The organism is Flavobacterium sp. FlaQc-28 (genome assembly GCF_044007415.1).
GTDB lineage: Bacteria > Bacteroidota > Bacteroidia > Flavobacteriales > Flavobacteriaceae > Flavobacterium.
The window spans coordinates 198,881-218,408 of record NZ_JBIPCM010000008.1 but is presented as its reverse complement, the minus strand read 5'-3'; the positions used below and the strand labels follow the sequence as shown (position 1 = coordinate 218,408).

Here is a 19,528-nt window from a genome sequence, read left to right as displayed (position 1 = left end):
GAATATGACTCGATAGCTCAGTCGGTAGAGCACATCACTTTTAATGATGGGGTCCTGGGTTCGAGCCCCAGTCGGGTCACAAATTTTGTGATTTAACAAACACTTTCCTTGATAGCAATGACTCGATAGCTCAGTTGGTAGAGCACATCACTTTTAATGATGGGGTCCTGGGTTCGAGCCCCAGTCGGGTCACAAAAAAAGGTCGAGTATTAATTTACTCGACCTTTTTTCATTTTAGGCCATGTGGAGAAACGGTAGACTCGCCATCTTGAGGGGGTGGTGCTCGCAAGGGCGTGAGGGTTCAAATCCCTCCATGGTCACTTGACGGGGCAAAGAAGATTTTTTCTTCTTTGCCCCGTTATTCTTTGGGTCTAATTCCTCATTAATTAAGTAAACTAGCTGAACGACCTCATTTATTCTTGCGGTTCGAAACTGCTTTTCTTCGATTGTGAATTTTTCAGGATATATTGAACCGATAATATTCCGAAAGTGAATTAGATCTGCTTCACTACAGCATTCGTTTAGCTTCATTAAATTTTTTATTCCTGCTTTTAATAGATCGGTAATACTAATGTTCTCTCCTGCTAAATCTGCTAATTTAATTTCAAGTCGATGAATTTTATTGTCATAATCCGTTTTCATCTCAGTGTAATCTTTCACTTCAATCTTTCTTGAAGCCAGCAAATCTCTTATGTAAGAAATCTTCTGTTCAAATTCTTTCAGCTGAGAAATGACTCTGTTCTTTTCTGCGATTGATTCCTTATTGAAATCATTAAAATATTCTTTAACAGCCGTAATGTAAATCTTTTCTGTTTGAGGTTTTGGAATATACTTTCTCAGTTGATCGTAGAAAATGCGGTTAACCTCACATGATCTGATTCTGTAATTACAGCCTTTATAGCAATGATAATATGAATAATGACTATTCCTGCCTTTAGATATGCTTGCAGTTAAAATTTTATCACATAAAGGGCATTTAAATAAACCTCGAAGCGGAAACGGTTCGGAGGTTACCGACTTAGTCCTGAAATTCTTTCTTCGTCCGTCTAAAACATCCTGAACAAGATAAAACAGCCCTTCAGAAATTAACGGCTCATGCGATCCGATTACATATTTTGCTTCCTCATCCTTATATTTGGGAATCAATATTTTTCCGCAGTAAACAGGATTACGGATCTGTCTCCAAAAATTATTTTTACTCGTTTTAAGTCCTTTCATTTTCGCCTGAAGAAAAATCTGTTCTGTATTAAAAATATCTTTTGCAATTTCTTCAAAACACCATTTTAAGATAGATGCTTCAGGCTGGTCAAACGTTATATATTTCTTACCATCTTCGGTAATTTTATTTATATAACCAGACGGAGCCAGCCCCATGTAACGCCCCTCTTTCCTTGCTCTTCTCATACCGTGAAAAGTGTTTAATGCCCGTCTGTCATTTTCTACTTCAGGAGCTGCAAGATAAAAAGCAAGCATCATTTTATTTTCTGGAATAGACAAATCCAAAGGCTGTTCTATTGCCTGAGGCTCGACACCAAGCCTTCTCAGGGTATTAATCATCTGATATGCATCACCTGCATTTCTACTGAATCTGTCCCATTTGGTGAACAAGATCAAATCAGTTTTGTTTTTGTACTTTTTAATTGTTGCTAGATAAAGTTTCCATTTGGGTCTATTAAATGTTTTTGCAGAATGATCTTCATAAATAATATCCCTAATATGAATAGAATTAATCTCACAATACTTTCTTAGCATTTCCTCTTGGTTTCTTTGAGAGTAACCTTTTTCCGCCTGCTCGTCCGTACTCACTCTCACGTATAAATCTGCTGTCTTTTTCATCCCTTTTCTTCTTTAAATAGTTTAAAACCGTTACTCTGGCAAGCAGTCGTAAAAAATCTAATACTCTCCCTGCCTGTTCAAGCGTTACATTTACATTCTCATCTTTCAGCATTTTCATGGCTTGCTCTGCCGTCATTTTTCCTCTTTCATTCTCATCTTCATTTCTCATTTCACAATTCCTCTTCATTAAAAAAAGACCGAGTCTCGGTCTTTTTTGTTCCACAATCATTCATCGGCATAAAGTTAAAACACTTTTCTCTTTTTATCCTGCGCAAAATTTGGGTAGGATAACACAAATATAAAACCTAATCTACTGAGGATCATAAGTAAAATTTACTTATCATCACTCAATCCAATTTTTGATTCTGACAAAGATAAAATGCTTTTCTCTCACTGTCATGGACATAATATGTCCATAAAAATGGTGCTATCATTATTGATAGACTTATTTAGTATAGGATTCATTTACCTTCCTTCTGCTTATTGAGCATTCTGTATATTTCATCCAGAACCTCTATTTCTGCACTTGGAATAAGCTGAAGGGCAAGTTCTAGAACAGAACCTATGTATATTTCTCTGTTATCAAGTTCATCCGAATAAATGATATTCAGGCACATTCGGATGAGATTCACTCCCAGACACGTCATATCTGTGTATCCGTAAAATCTTATCTCACGTATTGATTCCCCTTCTTTGTCCTTGGCAGGCTTGAGCACTTTAAAATGATAAGATGCAAAATCTTTAAATTCTTCCAATGTTTTTATTTTGTCAGTTTCCATAATTTTCAAATATTAAATCTTAATCTAGACATTCTGTTTCTTTTCTATTTTCTGAAAACAGATCTGTAATCTCATTTAAAAATTCAAATTCGTCAACTGGAAATAATTGCAGTGCAATCCCCAGTATAAGCCCAACATCAATGTATTTGTTTTGAATCGTTGGCGGAACTTCTGCGCTGTCCTGATCTAAAGCGATAATGCACAGCCTCATCAGGTTTCTAACAACAGAACCGAGTTCGCAATAGCCATAAACCCTGATCTCTGCATTATACATCCCTCTTTTATCCTCTGCTTTTTTCAGGGTATTAAGCAGTCTTCCGCTTAACACCCTGATGTCTTCCAGTTTTTTGATTTCATCGGTTTCCATAATTTCTGTTTTTATGCTGATAAAGCTTCCTGCTGATGAATTCCCTCAAGCCTCTCTAGTTCATTCTGAATCATGACTTCTGCTTCTTTCATAAATTGACGGCATCTGTCTTCCATCAGCCCATAGTACAGATAATCAAAACTGTTCCTTCTGCTGAATCGAAGCGTATTTGGGTTCTTTTTCAATAGCTTGAACATATTTTTTTCATCACTGCTGTTTCTTGGAAAGTATTCAGAAGTCAAATTCGTGAAATACTCGCAAAGCTCAAATAAGTAGCCTAGAGAAAAGTGGTTCAGCGTATATCCCAGAAATACCCTTATAAGGGAAAGGCAGGTCTGTTCCACAATCTGATGAAGTGAACACATTCTGACTTCATAAGAGAAATACTGGTCGTTATTATAGATAAGATCCCAGATTGATTCAGTAACATTTCTTCTGTCTCCTGCGTATGATGCAGTACTTTTCATATATCTTTTTTCTGGATTCTTAGCCCAGATTATCGGCGACTTGTAAGCATCTATATGAATTCTCTGCGCATTCTTAAAAATGTTCCAGAAGAAATACTGCTGGTCTCCGTATAATTTCACGATATTTCTCAGTCTATGCATGAGAATGGTTACCGTTATCTGGCCTCTTGATCTGCTCTTTATTTTATCGGTAAGATCATTGCCGATATTATCCTCGAACTCTTCGGCTATGACCAGCAGATAAAGATGTTCATGCTTTTCTTTCTGAACGGGCTTCTGAAAAGGCTCATTAAAAGTATAACTGCTTTTCTTCTGTGCAAAACAGTAGATGCCTATCGGATCAATGTTCTGTGAAATAACTCGATAAATTAAATCGGACGTGGTGTTTTGAATTGCTTTCATAATTTTACTCATTTTAGTTAATACTTATTCGAAGTTTGGTTTTGTGTGGTATATTATCAAAAATTAATCTGGTGAGAGATTCTTTTCTTTTTGCGTTTCAGCGAGATCAGATTTACAGATCCTCTCAATACCTCTTTCTTTCATTAATTCCCCTGCATCGAGCATTTTTGTTAAATGAATATAGGGTGTCATGAGATCGGAGTCGGGATCGCAAGCATAACGAGATAAAGAAAGCTCAACGATTTCAAATAAGAAAGATTCAAATTGTTCGAGCGTTTTCTCTTCAAACGCTTTTTGAAGCACCAAAAAAGGATTATCGAATTCTTCCTTTGTCAGAGAAGAAAGATGAAACACATCCTCTAATCGGGTCGACTCTTTCACTTTCCATTTCCTGCTTTTACCTTTCAGGCTGTGGCAGATTTTAACAAAAGAACAAATAGCACTATAAAAGACAAAAACATTGCTGGGGTCGTTCTGTTTGTACACCTTTCTCTTATGGCAGTATAGTACTACTTCGCTTAAATTCTGTTTGTAATAATCAAGATGTGCAAAGTCAAAAACAGCATCAAATGCCTCAAATGGATTTCCTGCCGTAAACCCTGCCCAAAATCTTGTATTGAAGGATATTTTATTCTTTTTCATGGCGGTAAGATTTAAAATTCACAGCGAAGTTCCTGCTATTCAACAGGATAATCTATTCCATAATTGGATATAATATCTGACAAAAGGGATATTTTACAGTATATTTTTTTATCTTTGGAATTCAGATTTTTTAATCCAGATAACTTTATCTTTGAAACTTCAGAAAACTAACAATCATTATGGAACAGAAAATTCATCAGGGAAGAAATGTTAAACGCTTCAGGGAAATGCTTGGCATCAAACAAGAAGCTCTTGCTTATGATCTGGGAGAAGACTGGAATCAGAAGAAAATTTCAATGCTGGAACAGAAAGATGTAATTGAAGATAAACTGCTCAAACAGATTTCTGATTCTTTGAAAATTCCTGTTGAAGCTTTTCAGAATTTTGATGAAGAGCAGGCGGTAAATATTATTGCTAACACTTTTCATGAAGGAGCAATTGCAAATAATTCTGGATATATCAATTGTACATTTAATCCAATTGATAAAATTGTACAAATACATGAAGAAAAAATTGCATTGTATGAGCGTATGCTGAAAGAAAAAGATGAAATGATGAAAAGGCTTGAACAATTAATCAAATAAGTAAATGTCGAAATGATTCAAATTTGGAGAAAAGCCAAAAGCCAAATAAGCTTTTATAAAAGATATATTAATTCCAAAAAGAGACTTTCGAGTCTCTTTTTGTTTTCAAATACTCTCTAAATACCCAATACACAATACCCAATACACAATTCATGAATAAAACTATAAATCTTAGAGTTAAAAAGGAAATTGACCGAACGAGTGAGGCTAAGGTGTTAAAGCTTAAAGGAGCTTTAATCACAAAAGGCTATACTGAAATAATTCATATCAAAGACGAAAACGAAGATTTTTACCTAAATACATTTTCAACTGATCCAGACAGGAAAAAGGAAGCTGAAAATTATGTTCTGGAATTTATTACTTCTAACGGACTAAATAACAGCATATTTTTGATTGATAATGTAAAAAGCAATTTCACACTGCTTTAGTATCAAACCTTCTAAATCATTTCTAAAACAAAAAAAGCAAAGCAAGATATTGGACACAGCCAGAGAAGTGCGCATAACATTTTTTCGTTCCTCAAAAATGCCCTTCGGGACTTATAGCACTTCAGCTGTCTGACAGTCCAATTAAAGACTGCTTTCTTTTTTCCTTTTCTTTTAAAAATATTTTCGACAGATATCACCTTTCTAAACACATAAAAGCCAGTAAATTAAAAACAAGAATTAAAGATTTTACTATATATTTAACTCTAAATAAAACTGAAGATTTCCAATTCTATAATTCATTTGCTTATGAATCGTCTCAAAATTCTTTTTGTAATTCTTTTAAGCCTTTTATTCTTTGCCCTTGCATTTTTTTTATATCGCTATGAAAAAACCAAGATCTTGGAAAAGGAGCTTTCCCGCATTGATAAAGAAATTTATTTAAAAGAGGTTTATTATAAAAAGAAAGTAAAAGAGTTTGAAGAGCTGGAAAAGAAACATAAAAAGCAGACTGACCAACTAAAATCGGAGCTGTCAATTAAATGAATTTTATGATTCTTAAATCTCTAGTTTAAATATCCTATCTTAAAAGTTGCTTAGAAAACGCTTCAAAAAGATAACAGCCAACAGCTATCATACGCAAAATTTACTTAGGATAGGAATCTTCAAAAGATAAACTTAATTTAGTATTTAGACTTTTAAAATTCTTCAAGATGCCACGTTCCTGCATCTAGCAAGATGTACGGTTGTCTGACAACCGCCTATCTTGCCACCTATTGCCTCGGAACTCGGCGGTGGAGAAACTTAAAAGTAAAGAGTTTGAAAACAATGAAAAGGAAAAATGATGGAAAGAGAAAATTCAAACAGATCACGCAGAGTTACCCTGCGCCTGACAGAGAAAGAGTATGCAAAAATTGAAAGCCAGTTTAAGGCAAGCACATGCAGAAAGCTAAGTGACTACATCCGCAGGCATTTATTCAACAGACCGATCACAAGCACTTACCGCAACCAGTCACTAGACGAGCTTATGGAAGAGTCAGTAGTGCTTTCTTCAGAACTGCGTGCAATCGGAAACAACATCAACCAGATTGCCAAAAAAGTAAATACGCTGAAAATGATTCCTGAGTTTAAGACACAGCTGTTTTTATTTGATTTGGAAAGAAAAGTGCTGTCTAATAAATTAGAAGCAATCAGCAGTCACACCCAGAAAATATCTGAACAATGGTTGCAGTCATAAAAACCAGCCGTTCGATAAATAGCATTCTGAATTATAACGAAAATAAAGTTAAGGAAGGAGTTGCTGAGTGCATCAGTGCCGTGAACTATCCTCTTGAATTAGAGAAATTAAGCTTTACCTATAAGCTGAACCGTTTTTTAAAACTGTGCTCATTGAATGAGAACACAAAGCGGAACAGCGTTCATATCTCGCTCAATTTTGACCCATCGGAAAATCATTCTAAAGAAAAGCTGATTGAAATTGCAGACACTTATATGGAGAAGATAGGTTTTGGCAAACAGCCTTATTTAGTCTATCAGCACCATGATGCGGGACATCCTCATTTGCATCTGGTCACAAATAATATTCAGAGAGATGGGAAAAGAATTGATCTGCATCTGATAGGAGTTAAAAAATCAGAGCCTGCAAGAAAAGAAATTGAAGATATATTTGGACTGGTAAAAGCGGAAGGAAGAAAACAAAAAGAAGTTTTAACTTTAAAACCAATAAGTGTCGGCAGAGTTGAATACGGAAAAGCAGAATCCCGAAAGGCGATCAATTCAGTATTAAACAAAGTTTTGTTTGACTATAAATATTCAAGCCTGCCCGAACTTAATGCAGTTTTAAATCTCAATAATGTCCATGCTGACAGAGGAAGTGAGGAATCGAGAGTTTTTAAAAATAACGGACTGCTTTACAAGATACTTGACCAGAATTCAAAACCGATAGGTGTGCCTATAAAAGCAAGCGAATTCTACAGCAGACCTACCTTAAAATTCTTGGAAGGAAAGTTTAAGTCTAATGAAGCAGAAAAAGAATCTTATAAAAAATATGTGAAAAATACCATAAAACTGGCTTTCTATCGCGAAGACATATTTTCTCCCGAAAAATTATCCAAGATATTGGAAAAAGAAAGCATTCATATGATATTAAGAAAAAGCAAGGAAGGACAGCTTTATGGTATAACTTATGTCGACCACAAAACCAGATCCGTTTTCAATGGGAGCAGTCTTGGAAAAGAATTCAGCGCAAAAGGAATTCAGGAAAACTGTGCCTTGAACATTCTTGCACTTGAAAGAAAGCATCAAAACTCTATTTCGAATTATTCAGAAAATTTTCTAAATCTCAAATCAGAAGATCCTCTGAAAGAAAATCTCACTGACATACTGCTTCGCGGAGAGAGAATAAGTGACTATGTTTCAAAACAGTTTAAACAAAAAAAGAAAAAGAGACTTCATATAAGGATTTAAAATAATTAAGGGTGTAAAAACACACCCTTAACTTTGTCTCTAGTATTTGTTAGTACTTCCAGATAAAGTTTGATTATTTTCTAGCATGAAATTGCTAGCAGAATCTTCTAAACTTATTTTTTGATCTGTTTTAGTTAGTTCTAGTTGAAGTCTTTCAAGACCAGCTTTTTTGCATTAAATTCGGTCCAAAAGAAAAAATCATCATAAATTGCATTGCCACGATAAATATTTCCAAACTCATCAAAATGATTGATGAAATCTATTACGTGTGTTAGTTCGTGAGTAATTGTGCTGAAATATTCTCTATCCTCAAAAATATTCTCTTTTACAATAATTACAAATTTGGAATAGTTTGCATCATCTGGTAAAATGATTATTGCTTTGTTTTCAGGAATACCATTTTCGATAAAGCATTTCGTTGCTAACTCATTTGAATTCTCAAGCAAATCTGATTCGTAATTTTTTGAAATAATAATCTGAAGTTGTTTGTCATTAACGATACTTAATTTATCAATATCAAAAAATTCATTAACTAAATCTTGAGTCTTGCTTTTTAGAATATGATTTTCTGTAATTATATCGATTTTCATCTTGGTTAACGGTTTTTAAAATGTTTTCTACAACGTCACCGCGCTACCCGCAGTTTGAGACTAAATTAAGCCCATTATTCGAATTTGCCAAATCTTCCAAATACAAACCCATTTTTCCATTAAGCCAAATCCCCAAATTGTTTGTAGCTTGTGTTAGTGGTAGTTACTATGAGTTCTCTTTTATAATGTTGCCGTAATCACTGATTTTATATTCAAATTTTGGAGGATAAAATTGTCTTTTCCCAGTGGTTTTGTAAACATATTCTTCGTGGTCTCTGTTGTCTTTTATTGTTTGATTTAGAATGCCAACTTGTGATAAATTATGTTTTATATCGTTATCAATGTTTTCTACATATTCGTTATCTCTTAACACTTTTAAGTCCTCCAAATATGCTCTGTCAACCATGTAAGAAAGTCTCATAAAAGTTTGCATTTCAATTTTACCTTCAATTGCTAGTTTAAATAATTTCCCTAAAATGGTAGCTTTATCAACATCTTCTAAATTATTGATGATAATTAATAATTTTTCTCCAATTTTTGCACTTTCATTTTCGTTATCAAGTTGCTCAATAAAATTTAATCTTTCTTTATTTGAAATGCTATTTAATTCTAATAAGAATTTTAAGATTTTTTTTGTAAAGAATGAGTTTGAAATATTTTGCGATAGATTGTATAAATTAAAAAATGTTCCAACTATTGGAATATCCTTTAATATTCCATCATTAAAAAAGGTGTCAATAGCAACTTCAGTTAAATCTTTTGTGATTTCTTTAATTTGGTCTGATTTAACAACATTAAGTAAATTTATTTCAGAATTCCCCATAATTACTATGATACTTTAAAGATTTAAATTATTTTGAACTTTGAAATGATGTTACTATTCCGTTTTCTAAATAAACATATTGCTTTGAATACACAAACTGTTTGTGCTGTCTTCCCCACTACGGTTGTTGTATTTATACTATCTGGACCGCCCTTTAATTCAACATTTGATTTATTCATTCTTAGTTTTTGTGATTTTTGTTGATAAAAAATATTATTTTAAAACGGCTATTTTTAACAGTATATAAAATCTTTTAAATGATTTGGTTTTACAAAATTTAGTGGTAAACTAACTCATAACGTTGAACAAATTGGCCTACTAGCAGAAAAGCGAACGTTTGTTCCGGTGAAAATAGAAATTTTCGTGAGAAAATATTTCTGGTTAAGACAATCAAGCAATTATACTTATTGGCTGTTACCAGCAGTAATTATATTTTTTTAACTTCTCGATTTTTCAAACGGAATTCTAATTTCCCAAATGAAGTCTGTGTATATGGACTTTTTATCTCCTCAATCAATTCTAATTTTCGTTCATCTGGAGTTTCAGGCATTCGATGTGTTGTTCCTGTTGGATTGTATATTATTTCCTCTAGGTTAAGTGAAGTAGGTTGAGAACAATGAAATGTGTCACTAAGAGTATCGCAAAATCCTTCTTTCTTTACGCACTTTACTGGGAAAACATAGTTATATGGGCTCATTTTATGTAATTTAGAATAATCGATTTTAGTTGACGGAAATTTCAAGCCGTCAAGATATTTATTTTCACTGATGTATTGTAAAAGTAATTGAGGAATTATGTATTCGGGTTTGAAATTTCCACTTACATGTTTTACTTTAATTGAGCATGCGATTGATAAAGGGAAAAAAGTAAAATATGTCAATAGAAACGGTATACTTTGATTGTTACTTTCGCTAAGTTGACTAAGCAAATCTTCAATACGCAATAATTGAATTACTTTTAAAGCGCGAGTATTTTTGAAAAGCGAAAAATTTAATTCCTTTAAATCAGGTCGATCAAATTCTTCCCAACAAATGTAAGTATTGTCGCCGAAGTACAGAGCTGGAAATCCAGGAATGCTATATCTATTAGTTGACACAATATGCCTAAGATTAAAGTTTATGTGAAATAAATCTTTTCGATCAAATCTTTTGTTTTCTGATTTTCTCGCTCTATAAAAATTTGTTTCGATTGGAATATTTGTAACTACATTCAGTTCAGCTAAGTCTTTAAAGAAGACATTATCTAAACCAGTATTAAATGTTTCTGTTGCTTTGTGAATTTCGCCAGCATAAAAATAGTTTACAACGTCTATTAATGTTTTACTCAACGAACGAATTTTCGAAATGATAACGTCTTTATTACCGCTCGTAAAGATTAACTTTTCATCAACGTACGGAACGAGTTTTTTCTCATAGAGCGTAATAAAATTAGATAAATGAGATTCTAAAAACTCAGGAAAATAATCGTCATTTTCTTGAAGAATTGGAATTTCAAAATCTTTTAATTCAATTTGTTCTAATAGCCTCGAAAATGTGCTCATGGTTGTTTTATTATTACTGGTAACGTCAGTCTGTGAAAAAACCTTCGTTTGATTACAAACAAATATAGCAAAATACTGTTATGAAAACAGGAATTTTCGTATTTTTAAGAATGCAATATATCTCAGGAATTTCCCGCCACCAGATGCGTATTTCAAGTTTAGAAGACGCTATCGCACTCGATAATCAAGTACGTTTTATAGATGCATTTGTGACCTTTGTAGACTTTGCCAAACTTGGTTTTGCCGTACAAACCATCAAAGGTGAAGGCCGTCCGAGTTATGACAATAAAATATTTCTAAAAATCTATTTATACGGTTATCTTAACGGAATAAGAAGCTCCCGCAAACTAGCAAAAGAATCTTTACGAAACCTTGAGATGCAGTGGTTGTTAGAAGATATCCGTCCCAACTACCACAGTATCTCTGATTTTAGAAAGAACAATCCCCTTGCATTAAAGAACTTGTTCAAACTCTTTGTAGTTTTCTTGAAAGATGCCGATTTAATAGCAGGAGAAACCATTGCTATTGATGGTACCAAAAGCCGGGCGCACAATAGCAAGAAAGCGAATTTCAATCAAAAGAAAATAGACAAACATTTAGAATACATTGAAGCTAAAACCCAAGAATACCTAGATGCTTTGGAAGAAAATGATGCAAAAGAAAATCCTGAAAAAATCAAAAATATCCAGCAAAAAATTGAACGTTTAAAACAGAACAAAATCCGTTATGAAGTACTGGAAGAAAAACTAGAAGCAAGTGGCGAACCTCAGATAAGTACTACTGACAGCGATGCCAGAGCTTTATTGGTACAAGGTCAGGTGGTGGAGATTTCATTTAATATTCAGGCGGCAGTTGATGCCAAACACAATCTTGTGGTAGCCACCCATACCATCAACAAGAACGACCGCAGTGCTTTGTCTGCAATTGCCATAGAGGCCAAAGAAAATTTAGGAATTGAAACTTATACAGCATTAGTGGACAAAGGCTACCATAATGGCAAACAAATAGAAATATGCAAACAAGCCAATATCAATACCATTGTAGCACAACCCGAGCAGGGAAAAAGTAACGAAAACGGTACGACAAAGGATTATTTGGTAGCCCAGTTTCAATACGATCAAGACACCGATACTTATACTTGCCCACAAGGTGAAACATTAAAAACTACGGGCAGTTGGCATAAGAAAACTACAGATAGTGATAGCTATAATTTTAAAAAATACCGAACACCTAAATGTAGAGAATGTCCCGTAAAACATTTATGTACTAGTAGAGCAGGTGGCAGAGAAATTGACCGAAGCCAATATGCTGATGCAGTAGAAGAAAACAACAAACGCTATCATGCAAATGCGCAGTTGTACCGCAAGCGACAAGAAATCAACGAGCATATCTTTGGAACTATTAAACGGCAATGGGGATACAATCACACCAACTTAAAAGGATTAGAGAAAGTAAACGGAGAACATAATTTGATTATGCTAGTTTACAATATCAAACGCAGTATCAATATACTGGGCGTTCCCGAACTTATTGCAAAACTCCAAAAATGGAACTCACCCTACAAGGCAAAAGTCTTGTTTTTAGTGGAAACGATTTATTTAAAGCTAAATAGAGCTAACATTTTTTGTCAAACCTCATTAGCAGCCTGAAAAAAAAGCTTTCTCAGGAGGCTTTATTTGAATTGCAGTATCGCAAATTTTGAAGATTTAAATCGAAAAAAGAGGTTTTTTCACAGCCTGACGTTCTGGCGCTACACGAGGTTTGGGATTAAAGATGCGAGATTTTTCGGTTAAACACAAATTTTCCAAATACAAACCATTTTTAAATTCAGCCAAATGCCCAAATCTCGTGTAACGCCTGTTACCAGCTGGCTTTCTGCATAATGTTTATCGTTTTAGATTTCATCAACTTGAAATCCTTCTCTTTTTGCCAAAGCAACTATTTCGGAAATATTATGTTTTCCCCATTGAGTTGAAACAACAAATTTAACTCCATCCGAACTTTCTAAAATTTCATCATTAGCTGTAAAATGCCTTTTATCAGATTTATTCGCATATTTTGTTTGCACATATGCAACTTCGTTAATTACTCCAGTCGAACCTTGATATTCATCTTTGAATAAGTTTTTTAATGTCGAAAAACTAGAGGGTTTATTTTTCAAATATTGTCTTACCAATTCCAAAACAAATCTGTTTTTAGCAAGTCGTTTTCCATTACCATTTAAACTATATTTGGTATTATCTCTTGATTGATTGCTATCTGAAGTTTCCCAATTATTGTTTGTTGGTTTAAAGTTTTGAATTTCTATTCTTTGGTTTCCAGAAATGTTTATTGAAATCTCTTTGAAAGCGTTGTCAATTAATTCTGCATCATACTCGTTTAAAAAATCCTGCTTTATCAATTCCAAAATAGTCGTTTTGTATTCTTCCGATAAAATTTTATTTATCAATATTTTTTGGTCGGTTCTACGATTAATCTTTTTAAGCGAATTTTGAGTAAAAGCGTGCAACTTTTCAAAACTGAAATTGTCTTTAGTAAAAAGTTCTACAAAAATTTTCCCCTTATTGTCTTCAGTATTAATTTGAATTGTTTCAAGTAAAACGGGGTCGTCGTGTTCTGTTAAATCGCCATCATAAAAAACTTGAATTGATTGACCAATCAAAATTCCATATTGAAGTCTTAAATGACGCATATAAGAAAACAACTGTTGTTGAAAATTGGTTGTCAATGGAATATTTGGTTGCTTAATTTCTATTACAAACAGATTTTTCTTTTCAGCCGAATTTATTACCAAATCGGGCATCATTCTATTTGATGCTCCAAATTGAAATGAAGGTCGGATTTGAATATCGCCTGTAAATTCTTTCCAATTTAAAACTCTTAATGCTTGGATTACATTTTGCTCAAATTCACTTTCACTAATCTCTCTTTTTATATTTTCGGATAGCAAAAAGCATATTTCTTCCCATTTTTCATTCATTTTTTCGTCTTTTTTTGGTGCTTGCTGGTAACTTATTTATATATCTGAGAATGTCCGACTAATCCACCCTAAGTCGGGGCGCTATGTCTGAAAAATGTTAGCGCGTATTGGTTTTCAAAAATAGGATATTTATTTCAAAAATTATCAAACGGACTTTTTATTGTTGAGTACTTTTAGTAAATAAGTGATTGTAAATTAGAAAAAATTTAGACCTAGTAATTCTTCTTTACAACTCAAATTAGTTACACTTTCTTATCGTAAAAATTAAATATACCATTTCAATATTATAAGTTAATAGGATGTAATTTGAACTATAAATCAATATAAATGATATTTATTTTTTTTAAATCTTCGACAAAATGGTTCGAGAATTGTCCCGTTAGGGGTATTAGAAAATACTTTAAAAAAGAAAAACTTCTAGTTATTTTTTAGAATTGAGCTTCATAAAAATATTGCCTTAGTTTTTTATAGTATCGCTAAAAGGATAATTCTCGAACCATTTTGTGAGTGATTTGAAGAAATTCATTACAGTTTCTTAGATCCAATCCTTTAATAAAGTTGTAAGAGGTTTGTCATATTAGTAAAAGCTTATTTTTACCTTATGACTTATATTTTTAACCATCTGAAAGATTAAACTAAACAAAATTATTAAGTTGTGTTTTAAAATCTTAAGACATTTTACTCTAGTTCATTAATATCCTATTGTTACAAGACATAAGGCACCTATTTCGTTTACTTTATTTTGGTCGGAAATATTCGTTCCTTTTGTTGCTTCATCAATACAATCTTTCAATTCGGATGCTTTGTCTTTTAGTTCTGTTAGCGTTAAATCTTTTTTTACTCTTGCGATGAAATCACCACAAGTTGCTAATTTATTTGCGTCAGTTGCATTCTTCCAATCGCTTATATCTTTTTTATGTAGATTTCCACCCAAATACCATTGATCAACATCCGAATTTGTATTTGTCTGTTGATAAGATTTCCTTTCAGTTGGATTGACAGGGATATCAGGAGAATTAAAACATTTTATCACAATCAGCAGTAAAAGAAGTATTCCAATATATTTTATGTATTTCATTGTTTTCTATTTTTTATAATTATTTAAAATTGATATTTCATATGTGAATTTTCGAAAGACGATGTATTAAAAAATTCTCTTCAAAATTACCCGTCATTTCGTTACAAATATTATTAATTAATATTTAAAACAATTACGGAAAACCATAATAACAAATAGATATATCTTAATAAATTTGAAAAAAAATAAACCAAATGAAAAAATTACTATTACTGGTTTTCATATTTGTGCAAACAGTGACAAAAGCTCAGGAAATAAAGAAAACAGATTATATTGTCAACTCATTGACAGGATTAAAAATGGGTGTAACAACCATTAAAGAAAACGGAGCGATTATTAGAAGAGAATATTTTGCATTTTCAAATACTACAAATCAGTTTGATGACGGAATGACTTTAGCACAGTCTAATAATGAAGATGATTTTGTTAAACAATTAGAAAATTTAAAGGATTTGATGACAAAACTTGAAAAGGGGGAATTCGTAGATATAAGCTTTAAAAGAACTGCTAAAAAAGATACCTCTTTAGGAGTTAAAGTTCTTTGGATATCCGGTGATGGTCAAGCAGGAATTGCACAGCTAAATGAAGGGCAAATAGACAAACTTTTAGATAAATTTAAAAAGTGGAAAGAAAAAAGTAGTAAATAGTATATTATTAGATAAAAAAGATTTTATGTCTGGACATTCGTTATAATTTCATAACACTTTATTAAATGATAATAGAATCTTCAGCAAACTGACTAGATATTTGAATGCTTCTCGCTTTGCAACAAAGAGAATTTAATGAATTTAGATTTCACTCAAGTTCTTCAAATCTTCAATTAAAAGGTTCGAATTCTGTACCGCCAAGGTCACTATAAAAAATGAAAGCCTGCAAAGTGTATATTTTTCAGGCTTTTTTGTGGTTCGAAAGTTTTCAATATTTTCTTCTATATCTTGAAAGGGTCTATATTTAAAGGAAATTTTGGTTCGAAGCCCATCAAGGATTTTTTTTGCATCAACATGTAGTTAATATCATTTTTAAAATCATTTCCAATATTTATTTTCAAATTTAAAATGGAGATTAACTGCCTAACTCGGATACTTCAAAGCGGTCATCAATATATTCAAATATTTTTTCTGAAACTAAATGATCTCCTTCTATATTTATTTTATCGACTGTTTCAATAATTTTTTTAAAATTTTCAATGTCATCACTGCCTGTAATTAACAGTAAATCTCTGGAGGGGATACCTATTATTATATTACCGATTACATCGAAATTTTCTTTAGTCCAAATATCCAAAAGAATTAAACTTGATTCGTAATTTCCACCAGCAGTTAGCATAAAGTAGCCATTTTCACCATGTCTCTCAATTGTCAATATGCGCTTTAAATTTTCAATTGCTAATTCTTTCAAGTTATCAAATTGAATTTCTAGATTAGTAAAAGCTTCTTGAGTCAAATATTTTATATTTAATTCGTTATCTTCCGCATAAAATATATATAGGTTTTCATTGTATTGTTCAAAAACATGTTTGTTTTTATAATCAGAATTTAAACGCTCAAGTTCTGCGATATATCTAATGTCTTTAACAATAGGAATTATGTTTTCTAATATAATTTCTTTTTCCTCTTCATATAGACTTGCGGTGGCACTAACATACCTATTTAAAATATCTTTAAGTTCTTTTGGTTCACGCTCATATTCTGAATAGGCATTATTCATAAAATGAGTATGTTCCTTTTCCGCAAGCTTGGTTGTAATTTCCCAATCGTCAATTGTTACTATTTCTAGATTATCAATTTTTGATTTTAAAATTTTAGCGAATTTTTTAGAAAATTCTTTAGGTGTAATTTTTTTCTTTTTGAAAAACATTTTCTAATTAGTTTTTTTGTGATATTGGAACTAACGTTCTACAACAGGTTCTCTGGCTATCAAGCTGAGTATTTTCGGCTTAACAAAAATAGAGTTTAAAAACGATAATTCCACTAAATACACAAATCAATCGTAACGGCTCTTAGTAGCAATCTCTTTGTTTTATTATTTTAGTTTCTGTTTTCTCTTTTACTTTCCACATTTCAATAATATAAAAATCTTCTCCTTCAAGACCATTGTCAGATAGCTTTTCTAAATTTCCATAATAAATCCTTAAACGATATATTGCGTTAGCAAGTTTTATTCGTTTTGCTTCGGGATAATAATCTGTACAACCAGCAATTACCATACTTCCCGATGTTATTTCAATATCACATTCATTTATTTGATTGATATCATTAATATCGTTTTTAAAAATAGGTTCAGAATCGAAGATATTCAAAATAACAGGAACATACATATTTCTAACTGTTCCAATACCAATAGTTGTTTCAGTAACAGCTAGTAAAATTTTTACAGCATCATCCGTCCAACTATCGGCTAAATTTTTTCCATTATTTTCATCTTCTAAATAAATTTGAAAATAGTCGGCGAAGAGATTTAGATTTGAAGTAAGAATTGGTGTTTCCATTTGTCAGTTTTTTTGAGCTTGCTTATTAACGTTAGTCTGTGAAAAAATTCAAAATGAGATTCTAAGAATCGTCTGTAAGAAATTTTTCTGCGACAGCTGCCAGAATATTCATTATTTTAGCACAGTTTTTTTAGCCAGACGTTCTGAGGCTACAAGCGTTTACGGGCTTAAAAACCGAGTATTTCTGCATAACGAAAATAAGAATAAAAACAGTAATTGCACTAGATCAGCAAATCATTTGTAATAATTATTCAATTGAATTAACAAATCGATTCTAACTGTTATTTACAGATGTTTTTTTATTCTATTATAGGGCAAACAATTTCATAAGGCTCCTTTGGGAAACCGTATAAAATCATCTTTTTCCTATCAACATATTTTATCGGAATCAGTTTGTCATGATAAATATCTGAGTAACATGAAAGAAATAAAGTGTCATCTAGTTTTTCCAATAAAATTCTACCTCCTTCTTTGTGTAAACGTTTGTTTATTTCTTGTATCACAGGCGAATCTAAATCTTCATTAAAACGTATATTCATTTTTTCACCATTCCAATTCAATTCAAATTTCAAATTCTGAATTTCATTTTCAGTTAGTTTGGTCTCAGTTGCATTTAGTTTTTCATAATCATTTTCGAATACGCAATCTTCTGTTACAGATTCACTATCACTTAAAACTTTGTAAATTTTCCCATTGCGAAAAAATCGAATCCGATTCACATTTATATGTTTAAGCTTTATTTTGCTTATCTGTTCATTTCTATTTTTTTCGGCAATTTTTACTAAAGATAAATCTCTACCTTTTTCAATCCAAAAATGTTTAATTTCATTTTGATCAAATTCTATTATTTCGGGTTTCCCATAGTGGTCAGGAGTTTTAATAAATAACCAATTTTCTTTCATATACAGATTTTCTAAAATAGGTGGTAACTAATAAAATTTATGGGTTTGTAAATTGGTAATTCAATAATTTTTCGACATTAACTTTATACGATTCTGTTTATATGCCATTTTGTCCGGGGACGTTCTTGGAAAGCGCCTAACACCAAATCTATTTTTTTGTCTCTCCCGTCACGTAATAACTGGCGAAAATTGTACCCAGATTTTGGATGCCCCTCATTTGAAAGAAGTGAATTATCATGAAGAAGGTCAGCACACGTATCCGCTGTCATCGTCGTAAGATTGTTAGTTTTCATATAAGTCTGTAAGAAGTCAGAAACCTTTTTTACAAAATTGTTATCGAAGTTTAAGTCGCTTTTCATCATGGTTATTAAGCTAGGTCAGTCATTTTAAATTTTCGTCAGGAAAATTACCACTAACTGGTATATTACTACTAAAAACATCAAACTTATCACCCTTAAATTGGGTAGATGTGTCTGATAAACATCAGGTTTATTTGTTATCAAATATATAATAATAAACTTATAAATAATCAAAAGAACTTTTAATTCGTTGAATGCTTTTGATACTGACATGGATATAGAATTTTGGGACTTGCTTCTTAATTGAATCAGCACAGACACGATTAATTAATAGTAATTTAAAAATTAAAAATCATTTAAAATTTTCAAATCTTCAATTAAATGGTTCAAATTCTGTACCGTCAAGGTCACAAAAAAGGGAAAGCATAATTTTATACATTTTTCCTTATTTTTTTTGTTTATACCACCTGCTTTAAATATTTATTAAATTTTACTTAAGAAAAGGCTTTGATATATCAAAAATAACTTCTTATATTTGCACCCGCGTTCAGAGAATGCAATGACTCGATAGCTCAGTTGGTAGAGCACATCACTTTTAATGATGGGGTCCTGGGTTCGAGCCCCAGTCGGGTCACAAAAAGGTCGAGTATTAATTTACTTGACCTTTTTTCATTTTAGGCCATGTGGAGAAACGGTAGACTCGCCATCTTGAGGGGGTGGTGCTCGCAAGGGCGTGAGGGTTCAAATCCCTCCATGGTCACGAAAAAAGGAAAAGTATGTTTTATGTTTTTCCTTTTTTTATGCTTTATATTTTTCCTTGTTAACCTTTTCCGTACGTACTAAGAGTAATTATAATTCGT

The 19,528-nt window shown here is 32.2% G+C and carries 20 protein-coding genes, 5 tRNA genes and 1 pseudogene; 11 read left to right on the top strand and 15 right to left on the bottom strand.

The genetic code is table 11. The features are described 5' to 3' along the window. Window positions 1–6 precede the first annotated feature (6 nt). The 3 genes from ACHRVL_RS19165 (at window position 7) to ACHRVL_RS19155 (ending at window position 320) form a co-directional block, all read left to right on the top strand. Window positions 7–79, top strand: a tRNA-Lys gene (locus ACHRVL_RS19165). Window positions 80–119: 40 nt separating this feature from the next. Further along, window positions 120–192, top strand: a tRNA-Lys gene (locus tag ACHRVL_RS19160). Window positions 193–237: 45 nt separating this feature from the next. After that, window positions 238–320: transfer RNA gene (locus tag ACHRVL_RS19155), tRNA-Leu, on the top strand. 730 nt (window positions 321–1,050) lie between these two features. On the opposite strand, the pseudogene ACHRVL_RS19150 reads toward ACHRVL_RS19155, so the two are convergent. From ACHRVL_RS19150 to ACHRVL_RS19125, 6 genes and pseudogenes are all read right to left on the bottom strand, one after another. Next, a pseudogene (locus ACHRVL_RS19150) lies at window positions 1,051–1,836 on the bottom strand (recombinase family protein); the annotation flags it as partial. After that, complete coding sequence (locus tag ACHRVL_RS19145) at window positions 1,733–2,005, bottom strand: hypothetical protein (RefSeq protein WP_395414964.1); 273 nt, start codon at window positions 2,003–2,005, stop codon at window positions 1,733–1,735. The gene ACHRVL_RS19145 and the pseudogene ACHRVL_RS19150, both read right to left, overlap by 104 nt. 292 nt (window positions 2,006–2,297) lie before the next feature. Further along, window positions 2,298–2,615, bottom strand: coding sequence for a hypothetical protein (locus ACHRVL_RS19140; protein ID WP_395414963.1), 318 nt, complete (start codon window positions 2,613–2,615; stop codon window positions 2,298–2,300). A 19-nt stretch (window positions 2,616–2,634) separates the two neighbouring features. Beyond that, window positions 2,635–2,982 (bottom strand): hypothetical protein, encoded by a 348-nt coding sequence (locus tag ACHRVL_RS19135; protein WP_395414962.1) that lies wholly within the window; start codon window positions 2,980–2,982, stop codon window positions 2,635–2,637. A gap of 11 nt (window positions 2,983–2,993) precedes the next feature. Then, a complete protein-coding gene (locus ACHRVL_RS19130; RefSeq protein WP_395414961.1) occupies window positions 2,994–3,851 on the bottom strand; it encodes a hypothetical protein in 858 nt (285 codons plus the stop codon). Between the two features lie 63 nt (window positions 3,852–3,914). Continuing rightward, on the bottom strand, window positions 3,915–4,493 hold the full coding sequence (locus ACHRVL_RS19125) for a hypothetical protein (protein WP_395414960.1): 579 nt from the start codon (window positions 4,491–4,493) through the stop codon (window positions 3,915–3,917). Between the two features lie 179 nt (window positions 4,494–4,672). Here ACHRVL_RS19125 and ACHRVL_RS19120 point away from each other — a divergent pair, with 179 nt between their 5' ends. Together ACHRVL_RS19120 and ACHRVL_RS19115 are read left to right on the top strand one after the other, a co-directional pair. After that, the gene (locus ACHRVL_RS19120; protein WP_395414959.1) at window positions 4,673–5,077 is read left to right on the top strand and encodes a helix-turn-helix domain-containing protein; all 405 of its coding nucleotides are present in this window, start codon (window positions 4,673–4,675) and stop codon (window positions 5,075–5,077) included. Between the two features lie 152 nt (window positions 5,078–5,229). After that, a complete protein-coding gene (locus tag ACHRVL_RS19115; protein ID WP_395414958.1) occupies window positions 5,230–5,505 on the top strand; it encodes a hypothetical protein in 276 nt (91 codons plus the stop codon). A gap of 316 nt (window positions 5,506–5,821) precedes the next feature. Here ACHRVL_RS19115 and ACHRVL_RS19110 read toward each other — a convergent pair whose 3' ends face one another. Further along, entirely contained in the window at window positions 5,822–6,040 is a 219-nt protein-coding gene (locus ACHRVL_RS19110) for a hypothetical protein (RefSeq protein ID WP_395414957.1), read from the bottom strand. A 303-nt stretch (window positions 6,041–6,343) separates the two neighbouring features. On the opposite strand from ACHRVL_RS19110, the gene ACHRVL_RS19105 reads away from it, so the two are divergent. Both ACHRVL_RS19105 and ACHRVL_RS19100 read left to right on the top strand, forming a co-directional pair. Further along, window positions 6,344–6,739 carry a plasmid mobilization protein gene (locus ACHRVL_RS19105; RefSeq protein ID WP_395414956.1) on the top strand — a complete coding sequence of 132 codons (396 nt, stop codon included), beginning with the start codon at window positions 6,344–6,346 and terminating at the stop codon, window positions 6,737–6,739. Then, window positions 6,724–7,968, top strand: a complete 1,245-nt coding sequence (locus ACHRVL_RS19100) for a relaxase/mobilization nuclease domain-containing protein (protein ID WP_395414955.1) — start codon at window positions 6,724–6,726, stop codon at window positions 7,966–7,968. Before ACHRVL_RS19105 ends, ACHRVL_RS19100 begins: the two co-directional genes overlap by 16 nt. Before the next feature lie 140 nt (window positions 7,969–8,108). Here the strand turns inward: ACHRVL_RS19100 and ACHRVL_RS19095 are convergent, their stop codons facing one another. From ACHRVL_RS19095 to ACHRVL_RS19085, 3 genes are all read right to left on the bottom strand, one after another. Beyond that, complete coding sequence (locus ACHRVL_RS19095) at window positions 8,109–8,558, bottom strand: hypothetical protein (protein WP_395414954.1); 450 nt, start codon at window positions 8,556–8,558, stop codon at window positions 8,109–8,111. A gap of 166 nt (window positions 8,559–8,724) precedes the next feature. Further along, window positions 8,725–9,381, bottom strand: coding sequence for a hypothetical protein (locus ACHRVL_RS19090; protein ID WP_395414953.1), 657 nt, complete (start codon window positions 9,379–9,381; stop codon window positions 8,725–8,727). 427 nt (window positions 9,382–9,808) lie between these two features. After that, window positions 9,809–10,921: a hypothetical protein gene (locus ACHRVL_RS19085; RefSeq protein WP_395414952.1), complete on the bottom strand. Its 1,113-nt coding sequence runs from the start codon at window positions 10,919–10,921 to the stop codon at window positions 9,809–9,811. Between the two features lie 80 nt (window positions 10,922–11,001). On the opposite strand from ACHRVL_RS19085, the gene ACHRVL_RS19080 reads away from it, so the two are divergent. After that, complete coding sequence (locus ACHRVL_RS19080) at window positions 11,002–12,570, top strand: IS1182 family transposase (RefSeq protein WP_395414951.1); 1,569 nt, start codon at window positions 11,002–11,004, stop codon at window positions 12,568–12,570. A 245-nt stretch (window positions 12,571–12,815) separates the two neighbouring features. Here the strand turns inward: ACHRVL_RS19080 and ACHRVL_RS19075 are convergent, their stop codons facing one another. Together ACHRVL_RS19075 and ACHRVL_RS19070 are read right to left on the bottom strand one after the other, a co-directional pair. Beyond that, the gene (locus ACHRVL_RS19075) at window positions 12,816–13,901 is read right to left on the bottom strand and encodes a type I restriction enzyme HsdR N-terminal domain-containing protein (RefSeq protein WP_395414950.1); all 1,086 of its coding nucleotides are present in this window, start codon (window positions 13,899–13,901) and stop codon (window positions 12,816–12,818) included. 691 nt (window positions 13,902–14,592) lie between these two features. Next, window positions 14,593–14,979: a hypothetical protein gene (locus ACHRVL_RS19070; RefSeq protein ID WP_395414949.1), complete on the bottom strand. Its 387-nt coding sequence runs from the start codon at window positions 14,977–14,979 to the stop codon at window positions 14,593–14,595. Window positions 14,980–15,173: 194 nt separating this feature from the next. Here ACHRVL_RS19070 and ACHRVL_RS19065 point away from each other — a divergent pair, with 194 nt between their 5' ends. Next, window positions 15,174–15,626 carry a hypothetical protein gene (locus tag ACHRVL_RS19065; protein ID WP_395414948.1) on the top strand — a complete coding sequence of 151 codons (453 nt, stop codon included), beginning with the start codon at window positions 15,174–15,176 and terminating at the stop codon, window positions 15,624–15,626. Window positions 15,627–16,041: 415 nt separating this feature from the next. Here ACHRVL_RS19065 and ACHRVL_RS19060 read toward each other — a convergent pair whose 3' ends face one another. From ACHRVL_RS19060 to ACHRVL_RS19050, 3 genes are all read right to left on the bottom strand, one after another. Continuing rightward, on the bottom strand, window positions 16,042–16,836 hold the full coding sequence (locus ACHRVL_RS19060; RefSeq protein WP_395414947.1) for a DUF1444 family protein: 795 nt from the start codon (window positions 16,834–16,836) through the stop codon (window positions 16,042–16,044). A gap of 142 nt (window positions 16,837–16,978) precedes the next feature. Then, window positions 16,979–17,467 carry a hypothetical protein gene (locus ACHRVL_RS19055; RefSeq protein ID WP_395414946.1) on the bottom strand — a complete coding sequence of 163 codons (489 nt, stop codon included), beginning with the start codon at window positions 17,465–17,467 and terminating at the stop codon, window positions 16,979–16,981. A gap of 299 nt (window positions 17,468–17,766) precedes the next feature. Next, entirely contained in the window at window positions 17,767–18,369 is a 603-nt protein-coding gene (locus ACHRVL_RS19050) for a hypothetical protein (protein WP_395414945.1), read from the bottom strand. Between the two features lie 860 nt (window positions 18,370–19,229). On the opposite strand from ACHRVL_RS19050, the gene ACHRVL_RS19045 reads away from it, so the two are divergent. Together ACHRVL_RS19045 and ACHRVL_RS19040 are read left to right on the top strand one after the other, a co-directional pair. Next, window positions 19,230–19,302: transfer RNA gene (locus ACHRVL_RS19045), tRNA-Lys, on the top strand. Window positions 19,303–19,345: 43 nt separating this feature from the next. Continuing rightward, window positions 19,346–19,428, top strand: a tRNA-Leu gene (locus tag ACHRVL_RS19040). Window positions 19,429–19,528 lie beyond the last annotated feature (100 nt).